Annotated in this window: 20 protein-coding genes; 11 read left to right on the forward strand and 9 right to left on the reverse strand. The window is 62.0% G+C overall.

The features are described 5' to 3' along the window. Window positions 1–283 precede the first annotated feature (283 nt). From E0H22_RS23995 to E0H22_RS24015, 5 genes are all read left to right on the forward strand, one after another. A complete protein-coding gene (locus E0H22_RS23995; RefSeq protein ID WP_430715183.1) occupies window positions 284–1,252 on the forward strand; it encodes a sulfonate ABC transporter substrate-binding protein in 969 nt (322 codons plus the stop codon). Further along, window positions 1,249–2,406 carry an FMNH2-dependent alkanesulfonate monooxygenase gene (gene ssuD, locus E0H22_RS24000; RefSeq protein WP_233023437.1) on the forward strand — a complete coding sequence of 386 codons (1,158 nt, stop codon included), beginning with the start codon at window positions 1,249–1,251 and terminating at the stop codon, window positions 2,404–2,406. The genes E0H22_RS23995 and ssuD overlap by 4 nt, the downstream gene beginning before the upstream one ends. A 26-nt stretch (window positions 2,407–2,432) precedes the next feature. Continuing rightward, window positions 2,433–3,824: an LLM class flavin-dependent oxidoreductase gene (locus E0H22_RS24005; RefSeq protein ID WP_233023438.1), complete on the forward strand. Its 1,392-nt coding sequence runs from the start codon at window positions 2,433–2,435 to the stop codon at window positions 3,822–3,824. Window positions 3,825–3,859: 35 nt separating this feature from the next. Beyond that, window positions 3,860–5,197, forward strand: a complete 1,338-nt coding sequence (locus E0H22_RS24010) for an LLM class flavin-dependent oxidoreductase (RefSeq protein WP_233023439.1) — start codon at window positions 3,860–3,862, stop codon at window positions 5,195–5,197. 277 nt (window positions 5,198–5,474) lie between these two features. Continuing rightward, the gene (locus E0H22_RS24015; RefSeq protein WP_233023440.1) at window positions 5,475–6,695 is read left to right on the forward strand and encodes an acyl-CoA dehydrogenase family protein; all 1,221 of its coding nucleotides are present in this window, start codon (window positions 5,475–5,477) and stop codon (window positions 6,693–6,695) included. 71 nt (window positions 6,696–6,766) lie between these two features. Here the strand turns inward: E0H22_RS24015 and E0H22_RS24020 are convergent, their stop codons facing one another. Beyond that, on the reverse strand, window positions 6,767–7,513 hold the full coding sequence (locus E0H22_RS24020) for a MetQ/NlpA family ABC transporter substrate-binding protein (protein WP_233026530.1): 747 nt from the start codon (window positions 7,511–7,513) through the stop codon (window positions 6,767–6,769). Window positions 7,514–7,903: 390 nt separating this feature from the next. Here E0H22_RS24020 and E0H22_RS24025 point away from each other — a divergent pair, with 390 nt between their 5' ends. Genes E0H22_RS24025 through E0H22_RS24035 form a run of 3 tightly spaced genes read left to right on the forward strand, consistent with a single transcriptional unit; the run spans window position 7,904 to window position 10,557 of the window. Further along, window positions 7,904–8,932, forward strand: coding sequence for an ABC transporter substrate-binding protein (locus E0H22_RS24025; protein ID WP_233023441.1), 1,029 nt, complete (start codon window positions 7,904–7,906; stop codon window positions 8,930–8,932). Between the two features lies 1 nt (window position 8,933). Further along, window positions 8,934–9,752 carry an ABC transporter ATP-binding protein gene (locus E0H22_RS24030; protein WP_233023442.1) on the forward strand — a complete coding sequence of 273 codons (819 nt, stop codon included), beginning with the start codon at window positions 8,934–8,936 and terminating at the stop codon, window positions 9,750–9,752. Further along, window positions 9,745–10,557 carry an ABC transporter permease gene (locus E0H22_RS24035; RefSeq protein WP_233023443.1) on the forward strand — a complete coding sequence of 271 codons (813 nt, stop codon included), beginning with the start codon at window positions 9,745–9,747 and terminating at the stop codon, window positions 10,555–10,557. Before E0H22_RS24030 ends, E0H22_RS24035 begins: the two co-directional genes overlap by 8 nt. A 19-nt stretch (window positions 10,558–10,576) precedes the next feature. Here the strand turns inward: E0H22_RS24035 and E0H22_RS24040 are convergent, their stop codons facing one another. Together E0H22_RS24040 and E0H22_RS24045 are read right to left on the reverse strand one after the other, a co-directional pair. Further along, on the reverse strand, window positions 10,577–11,836 hold the full coding sequence (locus E0H22_RS24040; RefSeq protein ID WP_233023444.1) for a YeeE/YedE family protein: 1,260 nt from the start codon (window positions 11,834–11,836) through the stop codon (window positions 10,577–10,579). Next, complete coding sequence (locus tag E0H22_RS24045) at window positions 11,833–12,750, reverse strand: sulfurtransferase (protein WP_233026531.1); 918 nt, start codon at window positions 12,748–12,750, stop codon at window positions 11,833–11,835. Before E0H22_RS24045 ends, E0H22_RS24040 begins: the two co-directional genes overlap by 4 nt. Before the next feature lie 643 nt (window positions 12,751–13,393). Between E0H22_RS24045 and E0H22_RS24050 the strand changes: the two genes are divergently transcribed. From E0H22_RS24050 to E0H22_RS24060, 3 genes are all read left to right on the forward strand, one after another. After that, window positions 13,394–13,600 carry a hypothetical protein gene (locus E0H22_RS24050; RefSeq protein WP_233023445.1) on the forward strand — a complete coding sequence of 69 codons (207 nt, stop codon included), beginning with the start codon at window positions 13,394–13,396 and terminating at the stop codon, window positions 13,598–13,600. A gap of 85 nt (window positions 13,601–13,685) precedes the next feature. Further along, window positions 13,686–14,768, forward strand: coding sequence for an LLM class flavin-dependent oxidoreductase (locus tag E0H22_RS24055; RefSeq protein WP_233023446.1), 1,083 nt, complete (start codon window positions 13,686–13,688; stop codon window positions 14,766–14,768). A 133-nt stretch (window positions 14,769–14,901) separates the two neighbouring features. Continuing rightward, complete coding sequence (locus tag E0H22_RS24060; RefSeq protein WP_233023447.1) at window positions 14,902–16,275, forward strand: LLM class flavin-dependent oxidoreductase; 1,374 nt, start codon at window positions 14,902–14,904, stop codon at window positions 16,273–16,275. A gap of 128 nt (window positions 16,276–16,403) precedes the next feature. On the opposite strand, the gene E0H22_RS24065 is transcribed toward E0H22_RS24060, so the two are convergent. The 6 genes from E0H22_RS24065 to E0H22_RS24090 are packed head-to-tail and all read right to left on the reverse strand — an operon-like array spanning window position 16,404 to window position 21,417. After that, window positions 16,404–16,928 carry a carboxymuconolactone decarboxylase family protein gene (locus E0H22_RS24065; RefSeq protein WP_233023448.1) on the reverse strand — a complete coding sequence of 175 codons (525 nt, stop codon included), beginning with the start codon at window positions 16,926–16,928 and terminating at the stop codon, window positions 16,404–16,406. A gap of 15 nt (window positions 16,929–16,943) precedes the next feature. Next, a complete protein-coding gene (locus tag E0H22_RS24070; protein ID WP_233023449.1) occupies window positions 16,944–17,849 on the reverse strand; it encodes a branched-chain amino acid ABC transporter permease in 906 nt (301 codons plus the stop codon). Further along, window positions 17,846–18,706, reverse strand: coding sequence for a branched-chain amino acid ABC transporter permease (locus E0H22_RS24075; protein ID WP_233023450.1), 861 nt, complete (start codon window positions 18,704–18,706; stop codon window positions 17,846–17,848). The genes E0H22_RS24070 and E0H22_RS24075 overlap by 4 nt, the downstream gene beginning before the upstream one ends. Continuing rightward, window positions 18,706–19,437 carry an ABC transporter ATP-binding protein gene (locus E0H22_RS24080; protein ID WP_233023451.1) on the reverse strand — a complete coding sequence of 244 codons (732 nt, stop codon included), beginning with the start codon at window positions 19,435–19,437 and terminating at the stop codon, window positions 18,706–18,708. Before E0H22_RS24080 ends, E0H22_RS24075 begins: the two co-directional genes overlap by 1 nt. Next, entirely contained in the window at window positions 19,434–20,192 is a 759-nt protein-coding gene (locus E0H22_RS24085; RefSeq protein ID WP_233023452.1) for an ABC transporter ATP-binding protein, read from the reverse strand. Before E0H22_RS24085 ends, E0H22_RS24080 begins: the two co-directional genes overlap by 4 nt. A gap of 4 nt (window positions 20,193–20,196) precedes the next feature. Next, window positions 20,197–21,417, reverse strand: coding sequence for an ABC transporter substrate-binding protein (locus tag E0H22_RS24090; protein WP_233023453.1), 1,221 nt, complete (start codon window positions 21,415–21,417; stop codon window positions 20,197–20,199). Window positions 21,418–21,730 lie beyond the last annotated feature (313 nt).

The raw sequence follows: 21,730 nt of genomic DNA on the forward strand, positions 1-21,730 counted from the left end.
GAATTTCCGACGACAGTCGGACGCGCTCCGTGAGTGAAGCGGCGTCGACCTACCTCGCGATCGCCGGCAATCTGTGAACGTGGTTTGGCCATTCGAAATAGGGAACCTCGTCTCCGCCCACATTTCAACCACATACCAGGCCGGAGGGTACAACCTTCTCCAAAATGCCTGATCCGACAGTCTGATCACATCCCGATCGATACCACTTTTGGAATTCCCAGAAGTATCCGCCGAGGCTGTAATGCGTGCCGTTGCACGGCTGGCGCCGACAGGAGGATACTCGATGCTGGACAGACGATATTTGACACGGATGCTTGCCAGTGCAGGTCTGGCTCTTGTGATAGGCATCGTATCATCCATGTTGCAGAGCGCAGCTCACGCGCAGGATAAAGTCGTTCGCATTGGTTTCCAAAAATATGGGAAACTGGTTCTGCTGAAGAGCAAAGGCAGCCTTGAGCCGAAGCTCAATGCGCTCGGCTACACCGTCAAATGGAGTGAATTCAACGCCGGACCGGCCCTCCTCGAGGCGATCAATGTCGGCGCGCTCGATTTCGGAAATACCGGGGAGGCTCCACCGATCTTTGCGCAGGCAGCCGGTGCTCCGATCCGTTACATCGCCTTCGAGCCTCCAGCCCCGAAAGGTGAAGCGATCCTGGTTCCAAAGGACAGCCCGCTGAAATCCGTCGCGGACCTGAAAGGCAAGAAAGTCGCGCTCAACAAGGGGTCGAACGTTCATTACCTCCTGGTCAAGGCGCTCGAGAAGGCGAATGTCAAATATGCTGACATCACCCCGGTATTTCTCGCTCCTGCTGATGCACGCGCGGCCTTCGAGCGTGGCGCTGTCGATGCATGGGTGATCTGGGATCCGTTCCAGGCATCCGCTGAAGCGGCGACCGGCGCCCGCGTGCTGGCCGACGGCACGGATACGGTATCGAACTATCAATTCTACCTTGCATCCCAAAAGTTCCTGGAAAGCGAGCCGAAGCTGATCGATGCGATCCTCGACAGCCTACGCGAAGTGGATGACTGGGCCAGGACCGACATCAAGGCCGTAGCCGAACAGTTGAGCCCGTCGGTCGGTTTGCCCGTGCCGGTCCTGGAGGTGGCATTGAAACGCCAATCCTACGGCATCAAGCCCATTACGAGACAGGTCATCGTGGAGCAGCAACAGGTGGCTGACACATTCCACGCGCTGGGCCTGATTCCGAAGGCCATTTCCATCGTCGACGCTGCGGGACCGCTTGCACCATGACCTCGGCTAACGACGATCTGAAGATTCTCTGGTTTCTGCCGACGAGCGGCGACGGCCATCATCTTGGCACGACGCTTGGTGGACGCGATGTTGATTTCGATTATCTACGCGAGATCGCGCAGGCCACCGATCGCCTCGGCTATTACGGCGTCTTGTTGCCGACGGGACGCAATTGCGAGGACTCATGGGTGATCGCCTCGGCTGTCGCGCCGTGGACCAGGCAGCTCCGATACCTCGTGGCAGTCAGGCCAGGCTTGCAGTCACCCACGGTCGCCGCGCGGATGACGGCGACGCTGGATCGTCTCACTGGCGGCCGACTGCTGATCAATATCGTCACAGGTGGAGATGCGATCGAAAATCGCGGCGACGGCGTGTTCCTCGATCACGACGAACGCTACGAGGTGACGCGCGAATTTCTCAACGTTTATGGCGACCTGCTCAAGGGCGAAGCCGTTAATGTGGAAGGCAAGCATATCACCATCGAGGATGGCCGCATCCTCTACCCTCCGGCACAGGATCCGCGCCCGGCTTTCTATTTTGGCGGTTCTTCCGAGGCGGGCATCGACGTCGCCGTCGATACGGTCGACAAATATCTCACTTGGGGAGAGCCCCCCGATCAGGTTGCCGAGAAGATTGGCCGCGTCCGCAAGCTGGCGGAGCAGCGGGGACGCACTGTCAGTTTCGGCATCAGGCTTCATATCATCGTACGCCAGACCAACGACGCGGCCTGGCAAGCCGCAGACGCGCTGATCGAACATCTCACCGACGAGACGATCGCCTCAGCCCAGAGCATTCTCGGTCGGATGGACTCCGTCGGGCAGCAGCGCATGTCGCAATTGCATGGCGGCCGGCGCGACAGGCTCGAAGTCAGCCCCAATCTATGGGCCGGAGTCGGACTCGTTCGTGGCGGCGCCGGTACGGCACTCGTCGGCGATCCCCAAACAGTCGCCGCGCGCATTCGCGAATATCAGGCCCTCGGCATCGATACGTTCATCCTGTCCGGCTACCCGCATCTCGAGGAGGCCTATCGCTTTGCCGAACTCGTCTTTCCGCTACTGAACCTGACACCGCACGCCGGGATACAGCGGTCGCGCGCCAATACGGGCCCGTTCGGAGAACCCCTCGGCAGCGGTCATCAGCCGCCCCGCGCCTAGCGCAACACGGCGACTACGGAGAACGCATGACCAAGCAGATCCGCCTCAATGCTTTCGCGATGAATTGTGTCGCGCATCAATCTCCGGGTCTGTGGACGCACCCCGACGATCGCTCCAGCGACTATCATCGCTTGAGCTATTGGCTCGACTTGGCAAAGACACTGGAGCGGGGACGATTCGACGGACTATTCCTCGCCGACGTGCTTGGCGTCTACGATGTCTATGGCGGCAACGTTGATGCGGCCTTGCGCAATGCCGCGCAGGTTCCGGTCAACGATCCGCTGATGCTGGTGTCGGCGATGGCATCCGTGACGAGCAATCTCGGCTTCGGCGTCACCTGCACCCTGTCCTATGAGCCGCCCTATACATTCGCGCGGCGAATGTCGACGCTCGATCATCTCACCGACGGGCGGATCGGCTGGAACATCGTCACCGGCTATCTCGACAGCGCCGCCCGCGGCATGGGCAAGGCGAAGCAGACCGCCCATGACGATCGCTACGATGTCGCCGAAGAGTATATGGAGGTTGTCTACAAGCTGTGGGAAGGCAGCTGGGAAGACGACGCGGTATTGCGGGACCGGAAAGCCGGTGTCTTCACCGATCCGTCGCGCGTGCATCGCATCCAACATTACGGCAGGCATTACACGGTGGATGCGATCCATCTTGCCGAGCCCTCGCCGCAACGAACGCCCGTTCTCTATCAGGCCGGTTCGTCACTGCGTGGAAAACTGTTCGCAGCCCAACATGCCGAATGTGTCTTCATTTCCGGCCCTTCGGCCAAGGTGATCGCGCCGCGTGTCGCATCGATCCGCGCGCTGACGGCCGAAACGGGGCGCGACCCGTCCGAAATCCTGATCTTCAGCATGATGACGGTCATCCTCGGTCGCACGGAAGACGAAGCCCGGGCGAAACACGCCGACTATCGCCGCTATATCAATCACGAAGGAGCGCTGACGCTGATGTCCGGCTGGACCGGCGTTGATTTTTCCGTCTACGACCTCGACCAGAAGGTCGAGCATGTGCTGAACGAGGCCGGACGCACGGCGATGGACAACATCACCCGCGCCGATCCGGACCGGACCTGGACCGTGCGCGAGGTCGCCGAACATGTGGGCATCGGCGGGATCGGACCGATCATCATCGGCACGCCAACGCAGGCCGCCGATGCGATAGAAGCCTGGATACGCGATACCGACGTCGATGGACTCAACCTGGCTTTCGCCGTCGCACCCGGCACATTCGAGGACATCGTCGATCTCCTCATCCCCGAACTGACCCGTCGCGGCATCTACAAGGCCAATTATCGGGCCGGCACGCTACGTGAAAAACTGTTTGGCCCGGGACGTGCCCGCCTTGCAACACCGCATCCCGCTGCGGGGTTTCGACAGGTGCGTTCACCTGCGCTCGCCGCCGAGTAAGCGCGCCATCCCCCACAACACCGTTACGAGAACCCATGAGTCAGCGCCAACTGCATCTGAATGTGAACCTGCTTCATTCCGGCGTCTATGCATCGGCCTGGCGCCTGCCGGATAGCGATCCCGGCGCGTTCTTCGATGTCGGCCATTACGTCAATGTCGCGAAGATCGCCGAGCGCGGCAAGTTCGACGCAATTTTTCTTGCCGATACGCCCGCAGTGACCGATCGGATCGACCTCCGGCCCTTTCTCTCCATGGAGCCGACCATCGTCCTCGCCTCGGTCGCCGCCGCCACGACCCATATTGGCCTGATCGCCACGGCGTCTACGACCTATAACGAGCCCTACAATATCGCCCGCCGCTTCGCGACACTCGATCATGTCAGCCGCGGGCGCGTCGGCTGGAACGCAGTGACCACCGCGGATGCCGCGGCGGGCCGCAATTTCGGTCTGCCTCAGGTGCCGGAACACAAGGCGCGTTACCACCGCGCCAAAGAGTTTGTCGAAGTCGTGCATGCGCTCTGGGACAGCTGGGAGGATGGCGCCTTTATCGGCGACAAAGCCTCGGCACGCTTCGTCGACATATCCAAAGTGCACCCGATCAAACATCGCGGCACGTATTACGACGTCGAGGGGCCACTCAATGTGCCGCGTTCGCCGCAAGGACGGCCGGTGACGGTCCAGGCCGGCGGTTCGAGCGATGGCCGCGATCTCGCCGCAGCGCAAGCGGAAGCCGTATTCACACTATCGCAATCGATTGAAGACGGCGTTGCCTATGCGCGCGACCTGCGCGCGCGTGCCGTTGCCTATGGGCGCCCCTCGGATTCCATAGTCATCCTGCCCGGCCTCGCCACCGTCATCGGCGGCACGGAAGCCGAGGCCAAGCGGCGCCAGGATGAATTATGGGATCTCGTGCCAATCCAATACAGCCTGGCACGTCTCGCCGGCACGCTGCAGGTGTCGCCGGACCTGCTCGAGCTCGACAAGCCGCTGCCGGACCTGCCTGTGCCGGTCAATGCAAACCAGACCATGTTTCATGGGACGGTGAACCTTGCGCGCAAGGGCAATCTCACCGTTCGCGAATTGCTGAAGGCGCTGGGCGGCGGCGTCGGTCACCGCATCATCGTCGGCACGCCCGAGCAGATCGCCGACGACATCGCCGCATGGTTTGCCGCCGGAGCCGCGGATGGCTTCAACTTGATGCCAGACGTGCTGCCGGAAGGTCTCGCAACCTTTGTCGATGAAGTGGTCCCGCTACTGCAGAAGCGCGGTATTTTTCGGCACGATTATGAGGGCACGACGTTGCGCGAACATCTCGGGCTCGCGCGACCGCCGAGCCGGTATGCCAATCAAGGTGCCGCAGCCGTGCCAGCCTGAAACCAACGCCTCGCGACGGATCGTCTTGCAGAACGATTCCTTCGTGGTCTTTCGAATTTTGGAATTCAAAAGGCGACGCGACCGCGTTCTTAATGACTGCATTGGAGCAAGTCATGCCACATTCTCCTGCATTCGCCGTTGCCGTGCAGGCATCTCCCGCCGCCGCGATTGCATACTCAGTCAATCAAACCGCCGATCGCACCAGTTCCACAGCCCGATCCATCACCCCATTCAACCCATCATATCCTGAACATCGTTCAGCCCCCGCGAGAAACGCATGAATACAGCAACAGCACCGCAATTCCCCAGCGACCCGCATCCGCTCCGCATCGGCTCGCCATCTCTCGTCGCGCTGTTCGATTACATCGCGCAAGACGAGTCCAGGCGCGAACGCGAACGCATTCTGCCTTACGATATCGTGGACCTGATCCGTCAGTCGCGAATCGGTGCGCTGCGTATCCCCAAGGCAGATGGCGGCGGCAGCGCATCGCTGCGCGAACTTTTCTCTGTCGTCATCAGGCTGGGCGCTTCCGATGCCAATGTTGCGCATATCCTGCGAAACCACTTCAGCGTGGTCGAGCGTTTGATCCGGACGCCGCTTACCCCCCAAAGCCGTCAATGGCGTGACGATGTGGTGGGCGGCGCGCTGATCGGCCTCGCCACCACCGAGCTCGGAAGCTCCCAGGTCGGCGACATCGCGCCCGCGACCACCGTCTCGCCCGATGGTGACGGCTTTCGCTTGAATGGCGTGAAATACTACAGCACTGGAACGCTGTATGCCGATTACGTCCTGGTGCGGGTCGCCACCTCGGACAAGCGACTCGCAACCACGATCGTTCCGGTGAAGCGCGATGGCGTCGAGCTCATCGATGACTGGGATGGCAGCGGCCAGCGCCTGACCGGCAGTGGCACGACACATTTCCGCAATGTCCGCGTCGAGGCATCGGAGCTGATCGTCGACGAGCCCAGTGTCGGCTACGGCGCCGCGTATTCGAATACATTCGCGCAGTTGTTTCTTACCGCGATCAATGCCGGCATCGTCGCCGCAACCCGCCGCGACGCAGCCGCCCTTGTGCGCCGGCGCGCACGGAACTTCTACTATTCGCCATCGCTGAATCCGCGAGAAGATCCGGTTCTGCAACAGACCGTTGGCGAGATATCGAGCAGCGCCTTTGCCGCAGAATCCGTCGTCCTGGCTGCTGCCGACGCACTGGATGCCGCAAGCCAAGCAGGCGACAGCGCCGATACCCGCCTCGCCCATGAAGCGGCTCTTCGCGCGGCGCAAGCCAAAGTCATCGTCGATGAACTTGCCATTCGCAGCGGCAGCCAGCTTTTCGACGCAGGCGGTGCATCGGCAACGAAGGCATCGGACAATCTCGATCGGCACTGGCGCAATGCGCGCACGCTGTCGTCGCACAATCCGGTGACCGTCAAGGCGCAGGCCATCGGCGCATTCGAGATCAATGCGACGCCGCTACCAGCCAAGGGCTTCTTCTAGCTCCCGGCAGCCGCGAAAAGAAAAGCAGGCCTGCGGGCCTGCTTTTGCGTTTATGCATGCGACTTCGGCCACTACCAGCTCGGGACATAGGCTCCCTTGAACCGGGTCAAGATGAACTGCTTGACCGGCTCGGAGCGATAGGATTCCGTCAGGGTCTTCACCCATGGCTTGTCCTTGTCCTCTTCGCGGACAGCGATGATGTTCACCCACGGGGTTTCCGCGGGCTCCTTGATTAGGCTGTCCTTGACCGGATCAAGCCCGGCCTGCACGGCATAATTGTTGTTGACCGCCGCTGCGTCGACATCCGAGAGCGAGCGCGCCAGCTGGGCCGCATCGAGCTCGACGAATTTCAGCTTCTTCGTATTCTGGGCGATGTCGGCGATCCCCGCCGTGGTGTTGGACGGGTCCTTCAGGGCGATGATGCCATTCACCGCCAGGATCTGCAGCGAGCGGGCGCCGTTGCTGGGATCGTTAGGGATGGCGATGGTCGCGCCATTCGGCACGTCGGCGAAACTTTTGTATTTGTTCGAATAGATCCCCATCGGCGATGCGGTGGTGGTGGCGACCTTGACGATCTTCCAGCCGGTCTTGGCGATCTGGTTCTTCAGATAGGGTTCGTGCTGAAACGAGTTGGCTTCGAGATCCTTGTTCGCCAATGCCTGATTGGGAAAGACATAGTCGGTGAATTCCACCGCCTTGATCTCGAGCCCGCGCTCAGCAGCGACCTTGCGAACCGCATCGATGACCTCGGCATGCGGTCCTGCGGTGACGCCGACCCTGATCGTTTCCGCCCGCGCCAGGCCGGCACCGGCCATCATCGATAAAATCAAGACCAGTTTTGCGAGACGCAGCGACGTCGCATGAATTCCAGGCATCGTTCTCAATCCCCTTGCAATTACGATTGACGCCGAGACTCTGGCACAAACGCCGGCCTCCGCAACGCTCGGCGGAAAATAGCAAAAGACGCTCTGTATTCTTCGGCTTATCAACCCGAACATTCTCCACGGCACGGCAGGCCAATGATCTCCTTCTCCCGCGCGTCGCTTTTTCTGTCGTTCCACGGTTTTCGACAATTCCCGTCTCTTTGACTGATGTCGGAGAGGCTGGCCTTTCCAATTTTCTCGTCACTCCACTCTTCGCTGGAACCGGTACCGGATTCCAATACAGTCGCCGCAACATCGAACGAACGCGATTTTCTGGAGTCCATCATGAGCAAACCGTCCGGCCGCTGGGCGCAGTTTCGTGCGCCTGCAATTGCTGCTCTTTCGCTTGCGATCTCATTCTGCGGCATGCAAAGCGCTCGATCGGAAACCGACAAGCTGCGTATCGCCCAGCAATTCGGCGTCGGCTATTTGCCGCTGATCGTCGCCAATGAGAAAGGGTTCGTCGAAGAGGAAGCACGCAAGCTTGGCATCAAGCCGCCCACCATCGAGTGGTTGCGTCTATCGGGCGCCGCCGCGATGAATGAGGCGCTGATTTCCGGCGGGCTTGATTTTGCCACCGCCGGCATCACACCGATGATCCTCACCTGGGACAAGACACGCAGCACCGCCAAGATCATCGGCATTGCCGCGCTGGGCTCGATGGCGAACGTGCTGACCACGAGCAATCCGAACGTCAAAACGATCGCTGATTTCACCGCCAGCGATCGCATCGCGCTTCCCTCCGTCAAGGTCGGCTTCCAGCCGATCCTGTTGCAGATGGCGGCGGACAAGGCGTTCGGTAAATTCGACAAGCTGGACGACTTGACGGTTAGTATGCCGCATCCCGATGCGACCGCAGCGATCCTGTCGGGGAGATCTGAAATTACGGCACATTTCACCTCGCCGCCTTTCGTGCAGCAGCAACTGGCAACCGGCAAGGTGCGCGCAGTGCTCAACAGCTACGACATCCTCGGCGGCCCGCATACCTTCAACGTGGTCTATTCCACGACGAGATTCGTCAACGATAATCCGAAGACCATCGAGGCCTTTGTCAGTGCGCTCGATCGCGCCAATACCTGGATCGCCGCCAATCCGAAGGACGCCGCGGCCCTTTACATCAAGGCTGAATCTTCCAAACTGGCGCCCGATTTTGTCGAGGCGATCATCCGCGATCCCAACGTCCGCTTCACCACGGCGCCGGAGGGCGCGCAGAAATTTGCCGATTTCGAAGCCAAGGTCGGCCTGATCAAGCAAGCGCCGGCGCGCTGGCAGGACATGTTCTGGTCTGGTCTCAAGGACAAGCCTGGAAGCTGACGTGACCGTCGCCACACTGACGCGTCCGACACATCATCACAGCGACGCGATCTCCGCGCCGCTGCTGGAGATCAATCATGTCGGCATCGATTATCCGACCCGCGATGGCGGGCTGACCGCTGTCGATGATGTTTCCTTCGACCTTCACGCCGGCGAACGCCTGGTCTTGATCGGCCCCTCCGGCTCCGGGAAGTCGACCCTGCTCCGTGCCATCGGCGGTTTCCTCGCGCCGAACAGGGGCACGATCCGGATCGACGGCGCACCGATTACCCGCCCCGCCCCCGGTCGGATGACGGTGTTTCAGGAATTCGACCAGTTGCTGCCGTGGCGCACCGCGCTCGGCAATGTCCGCTATGCACTGGAGCGCGGCCGCAAGCTGCCGCGCCGGCAAGCCGAGCTTGAGGCGAGGGACTGGTTGATACGGGTCGGCCTCGGCCGCTTTCTCGATGCCTATCCGCACACATTGTCCGGAGGCATGAAGCAGCGCGTGGCGATCGCACGCGCCTTTGCATTGCAGCCTCAGCTCCTTCTGATGGACGAACCCTTCGCTGCACTCGATGCGCTGACGCGTCGACAGATGCAGGACGAACTGCTGACGCTCTGCGAGGAGACCGGCAGCACCGCGCTTTTCGTGACCCACGGCATCGATGAGGCCATCGTGGTGGGCACGCGCATCCTTGCATTGACCGCGCATCCCGGCCGCCTCGCCGCCAGCTTTACGGTATCGGCAGCAAGTCGTGTCCGTGGTTCCGCCGGCTTTGCCGAACTCGAGCGCCGTATCCAGCAGAGCGTGTTCGACGGGAACGCTGCTCATGCGTGACATCGTTTATCCGCGTCAGCGGCTGTCCCTGCGAGCCAACCCCAGCACTTTGCGCCGTATTGTCATCCTCGCGGCGCTAGCGGCAATATGGGAACTCTATGCGCGCTGGCTCGACAACTCACTGCTGTTACCGACTTTGAGCGCGACCTTTGGCGCGCTGGCCCGCGCCACGCTGTCCGGCGAACTCCCGGATCGGGCACTGACATCGCTGCGCGTGCTGACGACGGGTTATGCGCTCGCAGTGGTCATCGCCTTGGTGCTGACAGCCCTGGCTGTCATGTCGCGCTGGGGCAGCGATGCGCTCGGCCTGCTCACGTCAATGTTCAATCCGCTGCCTGCCATCGCTTTGCTTCCAGTGGCGCTGTTGTGGTTCGGCATCGGCGTCCCCAGCCTGCTCTTCGTCACCATCCATTCGGTGCTATGGCCCGTGGCGCTCGCGTGCCACAGCGGCTTCCTGTCGGTCTCGCCGACGTTGCGCATGGTCGGCCGCAATCTCGGCCTGTCGCATGGGCGCTTCATTACCGAAATCCTGATGCCTGCCGCGTTTCCGCATATCTTGTCGGGCCTCCGGATCGGGTGGGCCTTTGCGTGGCGGACGCTGATCGCCGCCGAACTCGTCTTCGGCGTCAGCGCCCGGTCCGGCGGCCTCGGCTGGTTCATCTATACGAACCGGGCGCAGCTCGAAACCGACAGCGTATTTGCCGGCCTTCTGACCGTCATCCTGATTGGCTTGGCGGTCGAGGAACTGATCTTCAAGACGATCAACCGCGTGACCGTCGAGCGCTGGGGACAGCACACATCGTGACATTTGCCCTTCTGCGGCTTCAGCGAGGCCGCAGAAGAAGCCCTGCGCGCCGGCCGCCCCAAAGCGTAATCGCCGTCCCGCCAAATATCGCAGCCGCAAACACCCAGCCGGACAACGCGCCCGCCGAAATGCCGGAAAACAACGTGCCCACGGTGCAACCGAGCCCGATCATCGAGCCCCACCCCAGCAAAGTGCCGCCAATCAGCCCTTGTGCGACCTGACGCGATGTCGGCCATGAGGGCGCGAACTGCCCCGCGACGAGCGCCGCCGCAAAGGACGCAGCGATCACGCCAAGCACGAACACGCCGTTGTCGGAAAGCGCGAGATCGCGGACGACGGCGATACAGCCCCTCAGGCTATCGAGACCCTCGAGTCTTGTCGGCGCGACGCCGGCCACACCAGCAATCTGCCGGGCACGGGCGCCCAGCTCGGCCGTAACGCCGAGCGGTGCCAGGCGCAGATAGGACAATGTCGCCAGGACGCCGATGATGGCGCCGCCGATCCAGGCCGGCCAGCGCGAGACGAAAATCGCAGTGAATGGATCGACCTCGGGCGTCACACCGCGCGGCGCGCGGTTACGATGAATCGCATAGGCCAGCAAAGACAGCACGGCCATCGCGCCCATCAGCGCCCCCGCATAGCCGAGATATCTCGGCAGCCAAATCACCTGCGCATCGGCGATCAGCGCCAGATAGATCGGATTCCAGCTGACGAAGCCCAGAATGAAGCCGAGCAATACACCGACGAGTGCGAACGGCGCCGTCGGCGAGCCCTCGCCAAGACGATAAAGATGCGCGCTGACACAGGAGCCGGAGATCGCCATCCCTGCACCGAACGACAAGCCCGCCAGAACGAGCGCCGGACCGACCGGCCCGATGAAAGCATCGGGCGGCAGCCGGCCGGTCGATGCGTCCGGCAGCCACGCGCCGAACACCAGGAACGTCCCGATCATACCGACCGCAAGCGCCACCAGCAGACCCGACAGGCCGCGTGGATCGCGCTCATCGAACCATTCACGGAACATGCAGAAGAAGCAGAAACGCGCCCGTTGCAGGACGATACCGAAGGCCGCGCCGAACATCAGCGACAGGGCTGTCCGCGCATGTCCGTTGCCATGCGAGATATAAGCAATGATCGTGATCGTCAGCAGAATGCCGACAGCGAGCGACACCGCGGGCCAACGACCAACGAGGAAGGCCCGCGCCGGCGACAAAGCCGACGCGGGCCGATGAGCCGGTGGAGCCGCGCTTGCGGACTCCACCATGGCAGTTTCGGTCACTTGCCGCCCCACACCGTGCCCGCGACATTGACGACCGGCAGGCCAACGGAGTTGCCATATTCGGTCCATGAGCCGTCATAGTTCTTCACGTCATAGCCCAGGATCTTCGAGAGCAGGAACCAGGTATGGCTCGAGCGCTCGCCGATGCGGCAATAGACGATAATCGGCTTGGAGCCGTCGATGCCGGCGTCGGCATAGAGCTTCTTGAGATCGGCAACAGGCTTGAAGGTGCCGTCCTCTGCCACGGCGCGGCCCCACGGCACGTTCAGCGCATTCGGGACGTGACCGGCGCGCACCGTCAGCTCCTGCGAACCGGGCGGTGCGAAGATCTTGCCGGAATATTCGTCGGCCGAGCGGATATCGACGAGCGTAACGTTCTTGCTGTCAGACGCAGCCCGCACATCTGCAAGACGGGCACGAAGCTTCTGATTGGCATCGGCAATCACAAGCGTACCGGAGGCGACACTGGCATTACGTGTATCGAGCGGACGCTTGTCGGCTTCCCACTTCTTGCGACCACCATCCAGCAGCTTGACATTCTTCACACCATAGACGTCGAACACCCAGGCACCCCAGGCAGCAAACCAGTTATTGTTGTCACCATACAGGACGACGGTGGTGTCCTGGTTGATGCCGAGCTTCTTTACCAGGTCCTGAAATTTCTCCTTCGATGCGATATCGCGTTTCACGGTATCGACGAGATCGGTGTGCCAAACCACGTTTTGCGCGCCGGGAATATGACCGCGCTCGAACAATCCGGGTTCGACGCTAACTTCCACGACCCGAACCTTCGGATCGTTCAAGTTCTTCTCCAGCCACTCGCCATTCACCAGCGGGCTGTTCGCATTGGCTTGCGCGTGCGACGACGCGGCAATGCCGACCACGGCCACACTCAGTGCGAGGGCCGCCGCCATGACCGACTTGATAATCACAATATGATCTCCATGATTGAAATGCTGTTTCGAGAGCAACAGCGTTTGTCTCGCTGTGGACTTGCTATCGTCATTCACATCACGTCAGCGAGCAGAATGGGCGTCAATTGCGCACCTGTCGCAGCCAAAAATGGGCTTCTCGGAAATGGAACAAAGAGCAAATATTTGCGACGTGCCTTACCTCCCACGCGGAACATCCTTCCGGTCGTGGCAACCTGTCGCAGGTGATGCAACAGGAGACCACTCAAGCGTGGGCTGGCGACACGCATCGAGCGGGAAACCCTTTCAAGTCATTCGGCCGGCGGCTGGCCGGACCTCGCAAAGTGACATTATGTGCAGTTCCCTGACCGCAGAACATTCACCCCGTTTCGCCACCAACTTTGGATAGCCATTTCATTGACCGCAACGACCATTGCGGCGAAATTCGAGCCGACAACCCGTGCTCAGAGGCACCAGCATGACCGCGATCGACAGAACAGGAGTGAGTGAGTTGCGCAAGAGCGTAACCCGCCGCTGCGTGTCTGCGACCACCAGTGCGTGTTGTTGATCCCAGTCAGACATCCACCTTCACTTCATGACCTCGCTATACCTGGATGGGATCGCTGCGACGCAGCGACATACGCACATGCCTCATGCCTACATTATCGAAATCGCCAACCGGACAGCGGGTATCGTCGTTGCCGAAGAACGTGGCTTTCGTTTCTTCTCGTCGGAGGCCACCTTCGATGCCCTCGAAGGCGCGCATTTCGGATCAGCCCGCGCAGCCGAACGCGCAGCCCACGCGCTTCTCGACAGCAAACGGACAGGCTCGCGCCGCTTGCAGGCGGCCTGACAAATGACACGCAAAGCGCGTATGAATCGTCACGGTGCGACGAGGCACTTCGGCGCGCTGCGCGACAACCATATTGGAGATTACCTTGAGCGTCCCGTCGGAATTCCTTTGGTACATCCCGAATGACGTCAAGGCCGGCCATCGCGGTGATACTGCCGATGCCAACCACAACAGTCTCGCAACGCTGTCGGAGCACGCTCAAGCACTCGAGCGCCACGGCTGGCGCGGCGCATTGATCGGCACCGGATGGGGCCGCCCGGACACTTTCACGGTCGCCGCAGCTTTGACAGCGCGTACCACGGAATTCGAACCGCTGATCGCCATCCGTCCCGGCTATTGGCGCCCGGCGCATTTCGCATCGGCTGCCGCCACACTCGACCAGCTCACCGGCGGCCGTGTTCGCGTCAACATCGTTTCCGGCAAGGATGACCTTGCCGCATACGGCGACGAGGAATCCGACTCCGCTCATCGCTATGATCGCACCAAGGAGTTCATGCGCCTGGTTCGCCGGCTGTGGACCGAGGAGAACGTCACTTATGACGGCAAACATTTTCGCGTCGCGAATTCCACCGCTGCGCCGCGCATCTCAGCGCGGGGCGAGCGCCGCCATCCAAAACTTTATTTCGGCGGCGCATCGGAGGCAGCAGAACGCGTTGCTGCCGCTGAAGCTGATGTCCAGCTGTTCTGGGGCGAGCCGCTCGCCGATGTGAGGGAACGCATCAGGCGGTTGACGGAGCTCAGTACCCGCCTCGATCGCGATCTTCCTCCACTTGAATTCGGTCTTCGCATTACCACTGTGGTGCGCGATACATCCAGCGATGCCTGGGCCGCCGCCGAGGCCAAGGTCGCCGATATGGCCAAAAAGGCCGGCGCCGGCTGGAACGATCACGGTCCGCCAATCGCCGTCGGCCAGCGCCGCCTGCTCGACCTGCAGACCCGCGGCGATGTGCTTGACGACAACCTCTATACCGCGCCCGGCAAGTTCGGCGCGGCCGGCGCGGGCACCACCTGGCTGGTCGGATCCCCCGTGGAAGTGGCACGGTCTCTTCAGAAATACCGCGATCTTGGCATCCGGACATTCATCTTGTCCGACACGCCCTATCTTTCCGAGATCGAACGGCAGGGCTGCACACTGCTCCCTCTCCTCCGCGACAGCATAGCGGGCTGATCGGTCCGAGCCGGACAGCCTCCCATATTTGCCCTATGTCGGCTAAAGCAGGAGGGCCTGTCGCGAGAGCGACTATCTTCGCCCCCGCGCATGACGCTTTGCGTCATCATCGACCGTCGAAACATCGGAACGCATGACCTCAAAACGAGAACTCCACTTCAACGCCTTCAACATGACCGCACCGAGCCACAACTGGGCGGGTTTGTGGTCACATCCGCGCGACTCTTCCATCGGCTATAACTCGCTCGAATACTGGACGGAGTTTGCGAAGATCGCCGAGCGTGGACTGCTCGATGGCATTTTCCTGGCCGACGTGTTCGGCGTCTATGACGTGTTCGGCGACAGCCCCGACACCGCCATTCGTCACGGAGTCCAGATCCCCAACGCCGATCCGACCTTGTTCGTTTCCGCGATGGCGCTGGTGACAAAGCATCTCGGCTTCGGCATCACCGCCAATCTGACACTGGATCATCCCTATCATTTCGCTCGCCGTTTCTCGACGCTCGATCATCTGACGCGAGGCCGCATCGGCTGGAATATCGTCACCGGCTATCTGGAAAGCGGCGCGCGCGGCATGGGCTTTGACGCCAACCGCGCCCATGACGACCGCTACGATGTCGCCGAGGATTTCCTCGCCGCGACCTACAAGCTGTGGGAAGGAAGCTGGGCGCAGGACGCCGTGAAGCGCGATCGCGCGGGCGGCATCTTCACCGATCCCGCCAAGGTACGCGCGATCCATCATGACGGACCGCACTACCGTGTCGATGGCATTCATCTGTCCGAGCCGTCGCTTCAGCGCACGCCGCTGCTCTATCAGGCCGGCGCGTCCAAGCGCGGACGCCACTTTGCCGCCAAACATGCCGAGGCGATCTTCCTCAACGGCCAGACGAAGCCGATGCTCGCCGAGACGGTGAAAGCGATCCGCAATGCCACGAAGGATTTTGGTCGCTCGCCCTATGACATCAAGCTGTTCGCCGGCCTCAACATCATCGTTGCGCCGACGCGTGGCGAAGCCAAGGACCTGCACGCCGAATACTCATCCTACGTCGACCAACGCGGCCAGCTGGCACTCCTGTCGGGCTGGACGGGAATGGATTTCTCCAAAGACGAAGCCGATCAGGCGCTGCAATATGTCGAGAGCAACGCGATCCAGTCGATGGTGGAGAATTTGACCAAGCGCAGCGACGTGCCCATGAAAATCGCGGATCTGGCATCGCTCAGCCCGGCCGGAGCGCGAGCACCCTTCATCGTGGGCTCTCCGCAGGATGTGGCCGATGAACTCGCCGACTGGGCTGACAAGACCGATATCGACGGCTTCAACCTCGTGCGGCTGGTGGCCCCGGAGTCGCTTGCGGCCTTCGTCGACCTCGTCGTGCCGGAGCTGCAGTCGCGCGGACTCTACAAGACCGCGTATCGCGAAGGCACGCTGCGCGAGAAGCTATTCCCAGAGGGCGGCGCCTTGCTGCCGGCAAGCCATCCGGCCGCGCAGTATCGGCAGCGCGATTGACGCCGCGTGTCCCGGACGCATCGCTCCGTAGAGCCGGGACCGTATCAAGGCATCCGTGACGGCCCCGGTTCTGCGAAGCACGCCGTCGAAGACGGCGTGCTGCATCGCGTCCGGGACACAGTACCCGCTTACACGTCGACTTCCACCTGCAGCACATCATTGAAGCGATTGAACGCGCCACACAAGGCAATACGCCAGGTCAGCTCGACGATTTGCGGCTCGGTGAAATGTGCGCGCAGGCGCTCGATCATCGCGTCGCGGATGCGACTCCAGTTCGACGTAACGGCGATCGCATACTCGACCACGAGACGGTCGACCTCGTTCAGCTCCGGATGCTTTTCCCAATCGAGCAGATTGGCAGCGCCTTCCGGCGTGATCCCCTCGACGGCGAGCTTCGGCGAGTGCTGGGCGACGCAGAATTCACACTGATTGACCAGCGAAGTCGCGACGATGGCAAGCTCGAGATAGCGCTTCTTCAGGACACCCTCATCGGCAAGCTGGGTGAGCAGCTTCCACATATGTTCGAAGATCGGCAGACGGTTGGCCATGGCGCCAGCCTGTCCCGCGAAGGGCCCATAGGTAAGCATGCGGTCCCAGAGCGGCTTGAGATGGTCGGGCAGATCGTCGCGGCGCTTGAGCGTAACGCGGGCCATGGAACACTCCTGGAATCAGCGGGTCTTTTCCGCAAGCGCCGAGCGTGGCTCGCGACCAAAACCATCGGGTTTGAAGATCAGTAGAACAACCAGCCCCACACCGACAAGGAACAACCGGATCGCGGCGAGTTCCGAGGCGCCGATGCCGGGCACGAGATCGATGAGGAAGCGACTGCCTTCGAGCAGGAAAATCAGCGAGAAGGCTGCGACCAGAACACCGCGATTGCTGCCGCGACCGCCGACCACGACGGCCATGAAGGCATATGCCGTGATAATCGGCCCGAACTGCGTGGGATCGATATAGGTGTAGTAGAACGCATGCAGGCTGCCGGCGAGGCCGAGAATGGCGCCACCGACAGCGAAGACGCGCACGCGCACCGACAGCACGGATTTGCCGAGCGCCTCGACAACGCCGGGATCGTCGCGCGTGGCGCGCACGAGACGGCCGAACGGCGAACGCGCGAGACCCTGCAACACGGTGTAGACGACGGCCACCGCGAGCAATGCCAGCGCGAGGAAGCCAATATCGCCGAAGCCGCGCGGCCAGATATCCTGGAACGGCCGCTCGATGCCGGCGACGCCGAGCATGCCCTTGGTCAACCAGCCTTCATAGCTGATGACGAGACGCAGACATTCGGCAAAGCCGAGCGTGACGATGGCAAGGTAGTCTTCCGACAGCCGCACCGAGATCAGTGCGCTTACGGCGCTGAGCGCAGCGACGCCGATCATTGCCGCAGCGAGCGCCAGCAGCGGCGGCACACCCTGCACGGTGAGCAGGCCGGCGATATAGGCGCCGAGCATGTAGAGGCCGAACAGGCCGAAATTCACGAGACCGCCCATGCCCCACTGCAGATTGAGCGCAAGGCCGGCCAACGCGGCGATGGCGACCACCGTGAGCGTGGCGATGAGATAGACCGTCATTTCGTCACCCACCGCTTTCCAAACAGGCCCAAAGGGCGAAGCAGCAGCAGCGCCACCATCAGCAGAAAGGTGACGATCATCCGGTAATGCACCGGCAGCACCAGTGTAGCCAGTTCCTCGGCGATGCCCAGCGTCAGCGCGCCTGCAACCGCGGCCATGGGATTGGCGATTCCGCCGAGAATGGCGGCCGTGAATACGGGCAACAGATAGGTCCAGCCCATCTGCGGCTCCACATTGGCGTCGAGCCCGACCAGAACACCGGACAACGCTGCCAGCGTACCCGAGATCAACCAGACGCAGGCCACTACGCGCCCACGCGAAATACCGCGCACGGCAGCAAGATCGGGATTGTCTGCCACGGCGCGCATCATACGACCGAGCCGCGTGAAGCGGAACACGATCCAGACCACGGCAAGCGCCGCGATCACCGTCATCAGGATGGTGAGCTGTTCGTGATTGAGACGGATGTCGCCGAAGCGGATGGGACGCGCGACAGCGACATCATAGGCGCGCGGTGAATTGCCGGCGAAGAAGCGAACGACATTTTCCAGCGCGATGGCGACGCCCATGGAGGCAACCAGCAATGTCACGCCGGAGCGATTGCGCAATGGGCGAAAGGCGAGCCAGTCGATGGCGACGGCGATGACGGCGAACAGCACCGCGCCCACGCTCGCGGCCAGCAGCAGCGGCCAGCCGAACAGGACATTGCCAACATAGACGAGATAGGCCCCGCACGTGAGATAGGAGCCGATGGCGTAATTGGCAAAACGCAGCACGCTGAAGGTCAGCGACAGCGCCAGCGCCGGCAGTGCCAGCAACAGCCCGGTAACGAGCCCGTTGACGAGAAGCTGCCCCATCACGCCCCCCCGAGATAGAGGCGGTGGATCTCGGGATCGGCCAGTACCGCTGCCGCCGGTGCAGCAAGACGCACATGCCCGCCCACCAGCACCACGCCGTGATCGGCGGCGCCGAGACCGAGCCGTGTATTCTGTTCGACGATCAGCATGGTGACGCCGGAGGCTGCGACACGGCCGATAATCTCGAACAGCAGTTCGGCATTGCGCGGCGACAGACCCGCTGACGGCTCGTCCAGCGCCAGCACCGAGGGCTTGGGCATCAGGGCCGCGGCCATCGCAACCATCTGCCGCTGACCGCCACTGAGATGGCCGGCGGACGTGCGCAACTTGGTACGGATTTCCGGAAACAGATCGAGCACCGCGGCGAGCTGCTCCGCAAAGGGCGCCCCTTTGGGGGACGTAACGAATTCATGGCCGACCTGCAGGTTCTCCAGCACGGTCATGTTGCGAAACACGTTGGCTTCCTGCGGCACGTAAGCGAGACCGCGCGCCGCCCGTGCGGGTGCATCCAGCGCGGAGACATCCGCGCCGCCGAGCTGCACCGCGCCGGACATCGGCCTGATCAGGCCGACCACCGTCTTCATCAATGTCGATTTGCCGGAGCCGTTCGGACCGACCACCACCAGCGTCTCGCCGGCCGCGACCTTTAGGCTGACGCCATGCAGGATCGACTGGCCGCCATAGCCGGCGACCACGTCGCGCAATTCTAGTCCGGCGGCGGGCACGATCATGCCTGCGCGCCCAGATAGGCTGATGCGACCTGCGTATCCGCAATCACGTGATCGAAACTGCCTTCGGTGAGAACGCGCCCCTCGGCGAGGACATAGACGTGATCGCACAATGCGCGAACCATGCCCATATTGTGCTCGACGAGGCCGAACGTGGTGCCCTCTTCCCGCAGCGCCTTGACGAATTCGACGATCTCTCCTATCCGCGTCGGATTCACGCCAGCGCTCGGCTCGTCCATCAGCACAATGCGCGGATCGAGCATCAAGGCTCGGCAGATTTCGAGCAGCTTCTTCTGCCCGCCGGACAACGATCCGGCCGGCACATCCGCAAGCTTCCAGAGATCGACACGCTGCAGCAGAGCCCGCGCCTTCTCGTGGGCGGCGTCTTCCTCGCGACGCACCGCACCACGCGCGAACACGAGCGACAGCAGCCGTTCCCCGGACATCGCCGGCTTGGCGACAAGGACGTTTTCGAGAACGGATAGAGATGCCAGTTCGCGCGAGAGCTGGAAGGTGCGCGCCAAGCCGCGGCGCGCACGCCAGACCGGACCATGACGCGTCACCGCCTCTCCGGCGAGACGCACCTCCCCCCCGGCTGCACGCACCGCGCCGGCCAACACGCCGAACAACGTGGATTTGCCGGCACCGTTCGGGCCGATCAGGCCCGTCACACGACCTGCAGCCAGCGTCACCGAGGCGCCGGCAAGCGCGGTGAAGCCACCTTCATAGACCACCCTGACGTCGCGCGCCTCAAGCATCGCCTCAGCGGATCTCGCCGAGCAACTTGCTTTCGCCCGACTTGATGACGAAGTGGCCATAGCTGAGATTGGTCTGGTCGCCGTTCTTCGCGAACCTGAAGTCCGACGCAGCACCTGCATAACGGAATGGCTTGCCTTCGCGCAGCGCCTTCAAGGCCTCGGCGGGATCGCCGAGTGACGGCGCATCGGCATTCACCAGCGTTGCGAATTCCGGACCGAACTTCGTCGCGTCAGCGCTCTTGGCTTTCTCGATGGCAAGCGCGGTAAGCACGATCTGATCGAACACCTGCGCGCCGAAGGTCATGATGGTTCCCTCCGGCTTGCCGATCTCCTTCAGATAGCAGCTGTAGGCAACCGACTTGCCGACCGGCACCTGCTGCGTCCAGACCACGCCTTCGGCGACATTGGCGCCGACATTCTTGACGAACTGGCCATTGCTGCCGGCGGCATTGCCGAAGGCGTAAATCTTGCTCTCATAGCCCGAGCGAAATGCCTCCTTGGCGATGGCGCTCAGCTCGTTGATGTAAGCCGCAACGAACACCGCTTCCGGCTTCTTCCCAAAAACGCGTTCGACCTCGGTGCGATAGGACGGCTGGCCGGCATTGAAGGAAACTTCATCCAGCACCTTCCCGCCGGCATCCGTGAACGCCTTGCGGAACGGAGCGATGGTGCTTTGGGTGAACGGCGTTTGCAGTACGAGGATCGAGGCCGACTTCACGCCGTCCTTGACCATGGCCTTGGCAAACCCCTCTCCCCAGCTCTTACCATTGGTCTGGAAGCGCCAGATCAGATTCTTCGTCTCGCCATCGGTGATCTCATCGGCGGAGCCAACGACGCTGAGCAGTACGCCCTTCTCCAGCGCGATCGGCTTGATGGCCAGCGCCACGGCGCTGCTCCACACGCCGCCGATCGAGACGACCTTATCCACGTCGATAAGCTTGCGCGCCGCGGCGACACCCGCGGTAGGCTGCGATTCATCGTCGGCGACCACGAGTTCGAGCTTGCGGCCGAGCACACCGCCGGCGTCGTTGACGATCTTCACCGCTGCACGCGCAGCCTGCTCCTCTTCCTGTCCATATGGGCCGCCGGTGCCGGTGAGAGGCGCCAGCAGGCCGATGCGCACAGGCCCCTCCTGCGCGAACCCGATCGACGAGCCAACGCATGCAGAGACCATGGCAACGGAAGCAACCAACAGAAAGCGGCGCGAAAGAGAGGTGGTCAGCACGGTCATCTCCTGACATGTCGCGGACATTCGGAAAGCATCTGTGCGAAGCAGTCCGCCGTCCAGCCTTCCAGCAAAAACAGGGGCTTGGTCAAGCGCGCCAGCGCGCGCGGGAACTCCCGTCCCGCGATCCAGCATCATTGTCAAGATAGCTTTATAAATAAGATATTCTCGCGTGCCGCGCGAGATCATGGGACTGCGATCCACCAAGACATTGCGCCCAGACAGAATATTTTTCCGCAGCGCATCCTGATGCAGCAGAGCGATTTCGAACCGAACCCGTCAGAGCGGCCGGAGCGCGCTCACCGCGATTTTC

This window comes from Rhodopseudomonas boonkerdii, from assembly GCF_021184025.1.
Lineage (GTDB): Bacteria > Pseudomonadota > Alphaproteobacteria > Rhizobiales > Xanthobacteraceae > Tardiphaga > Tardiphaga boonkerdii.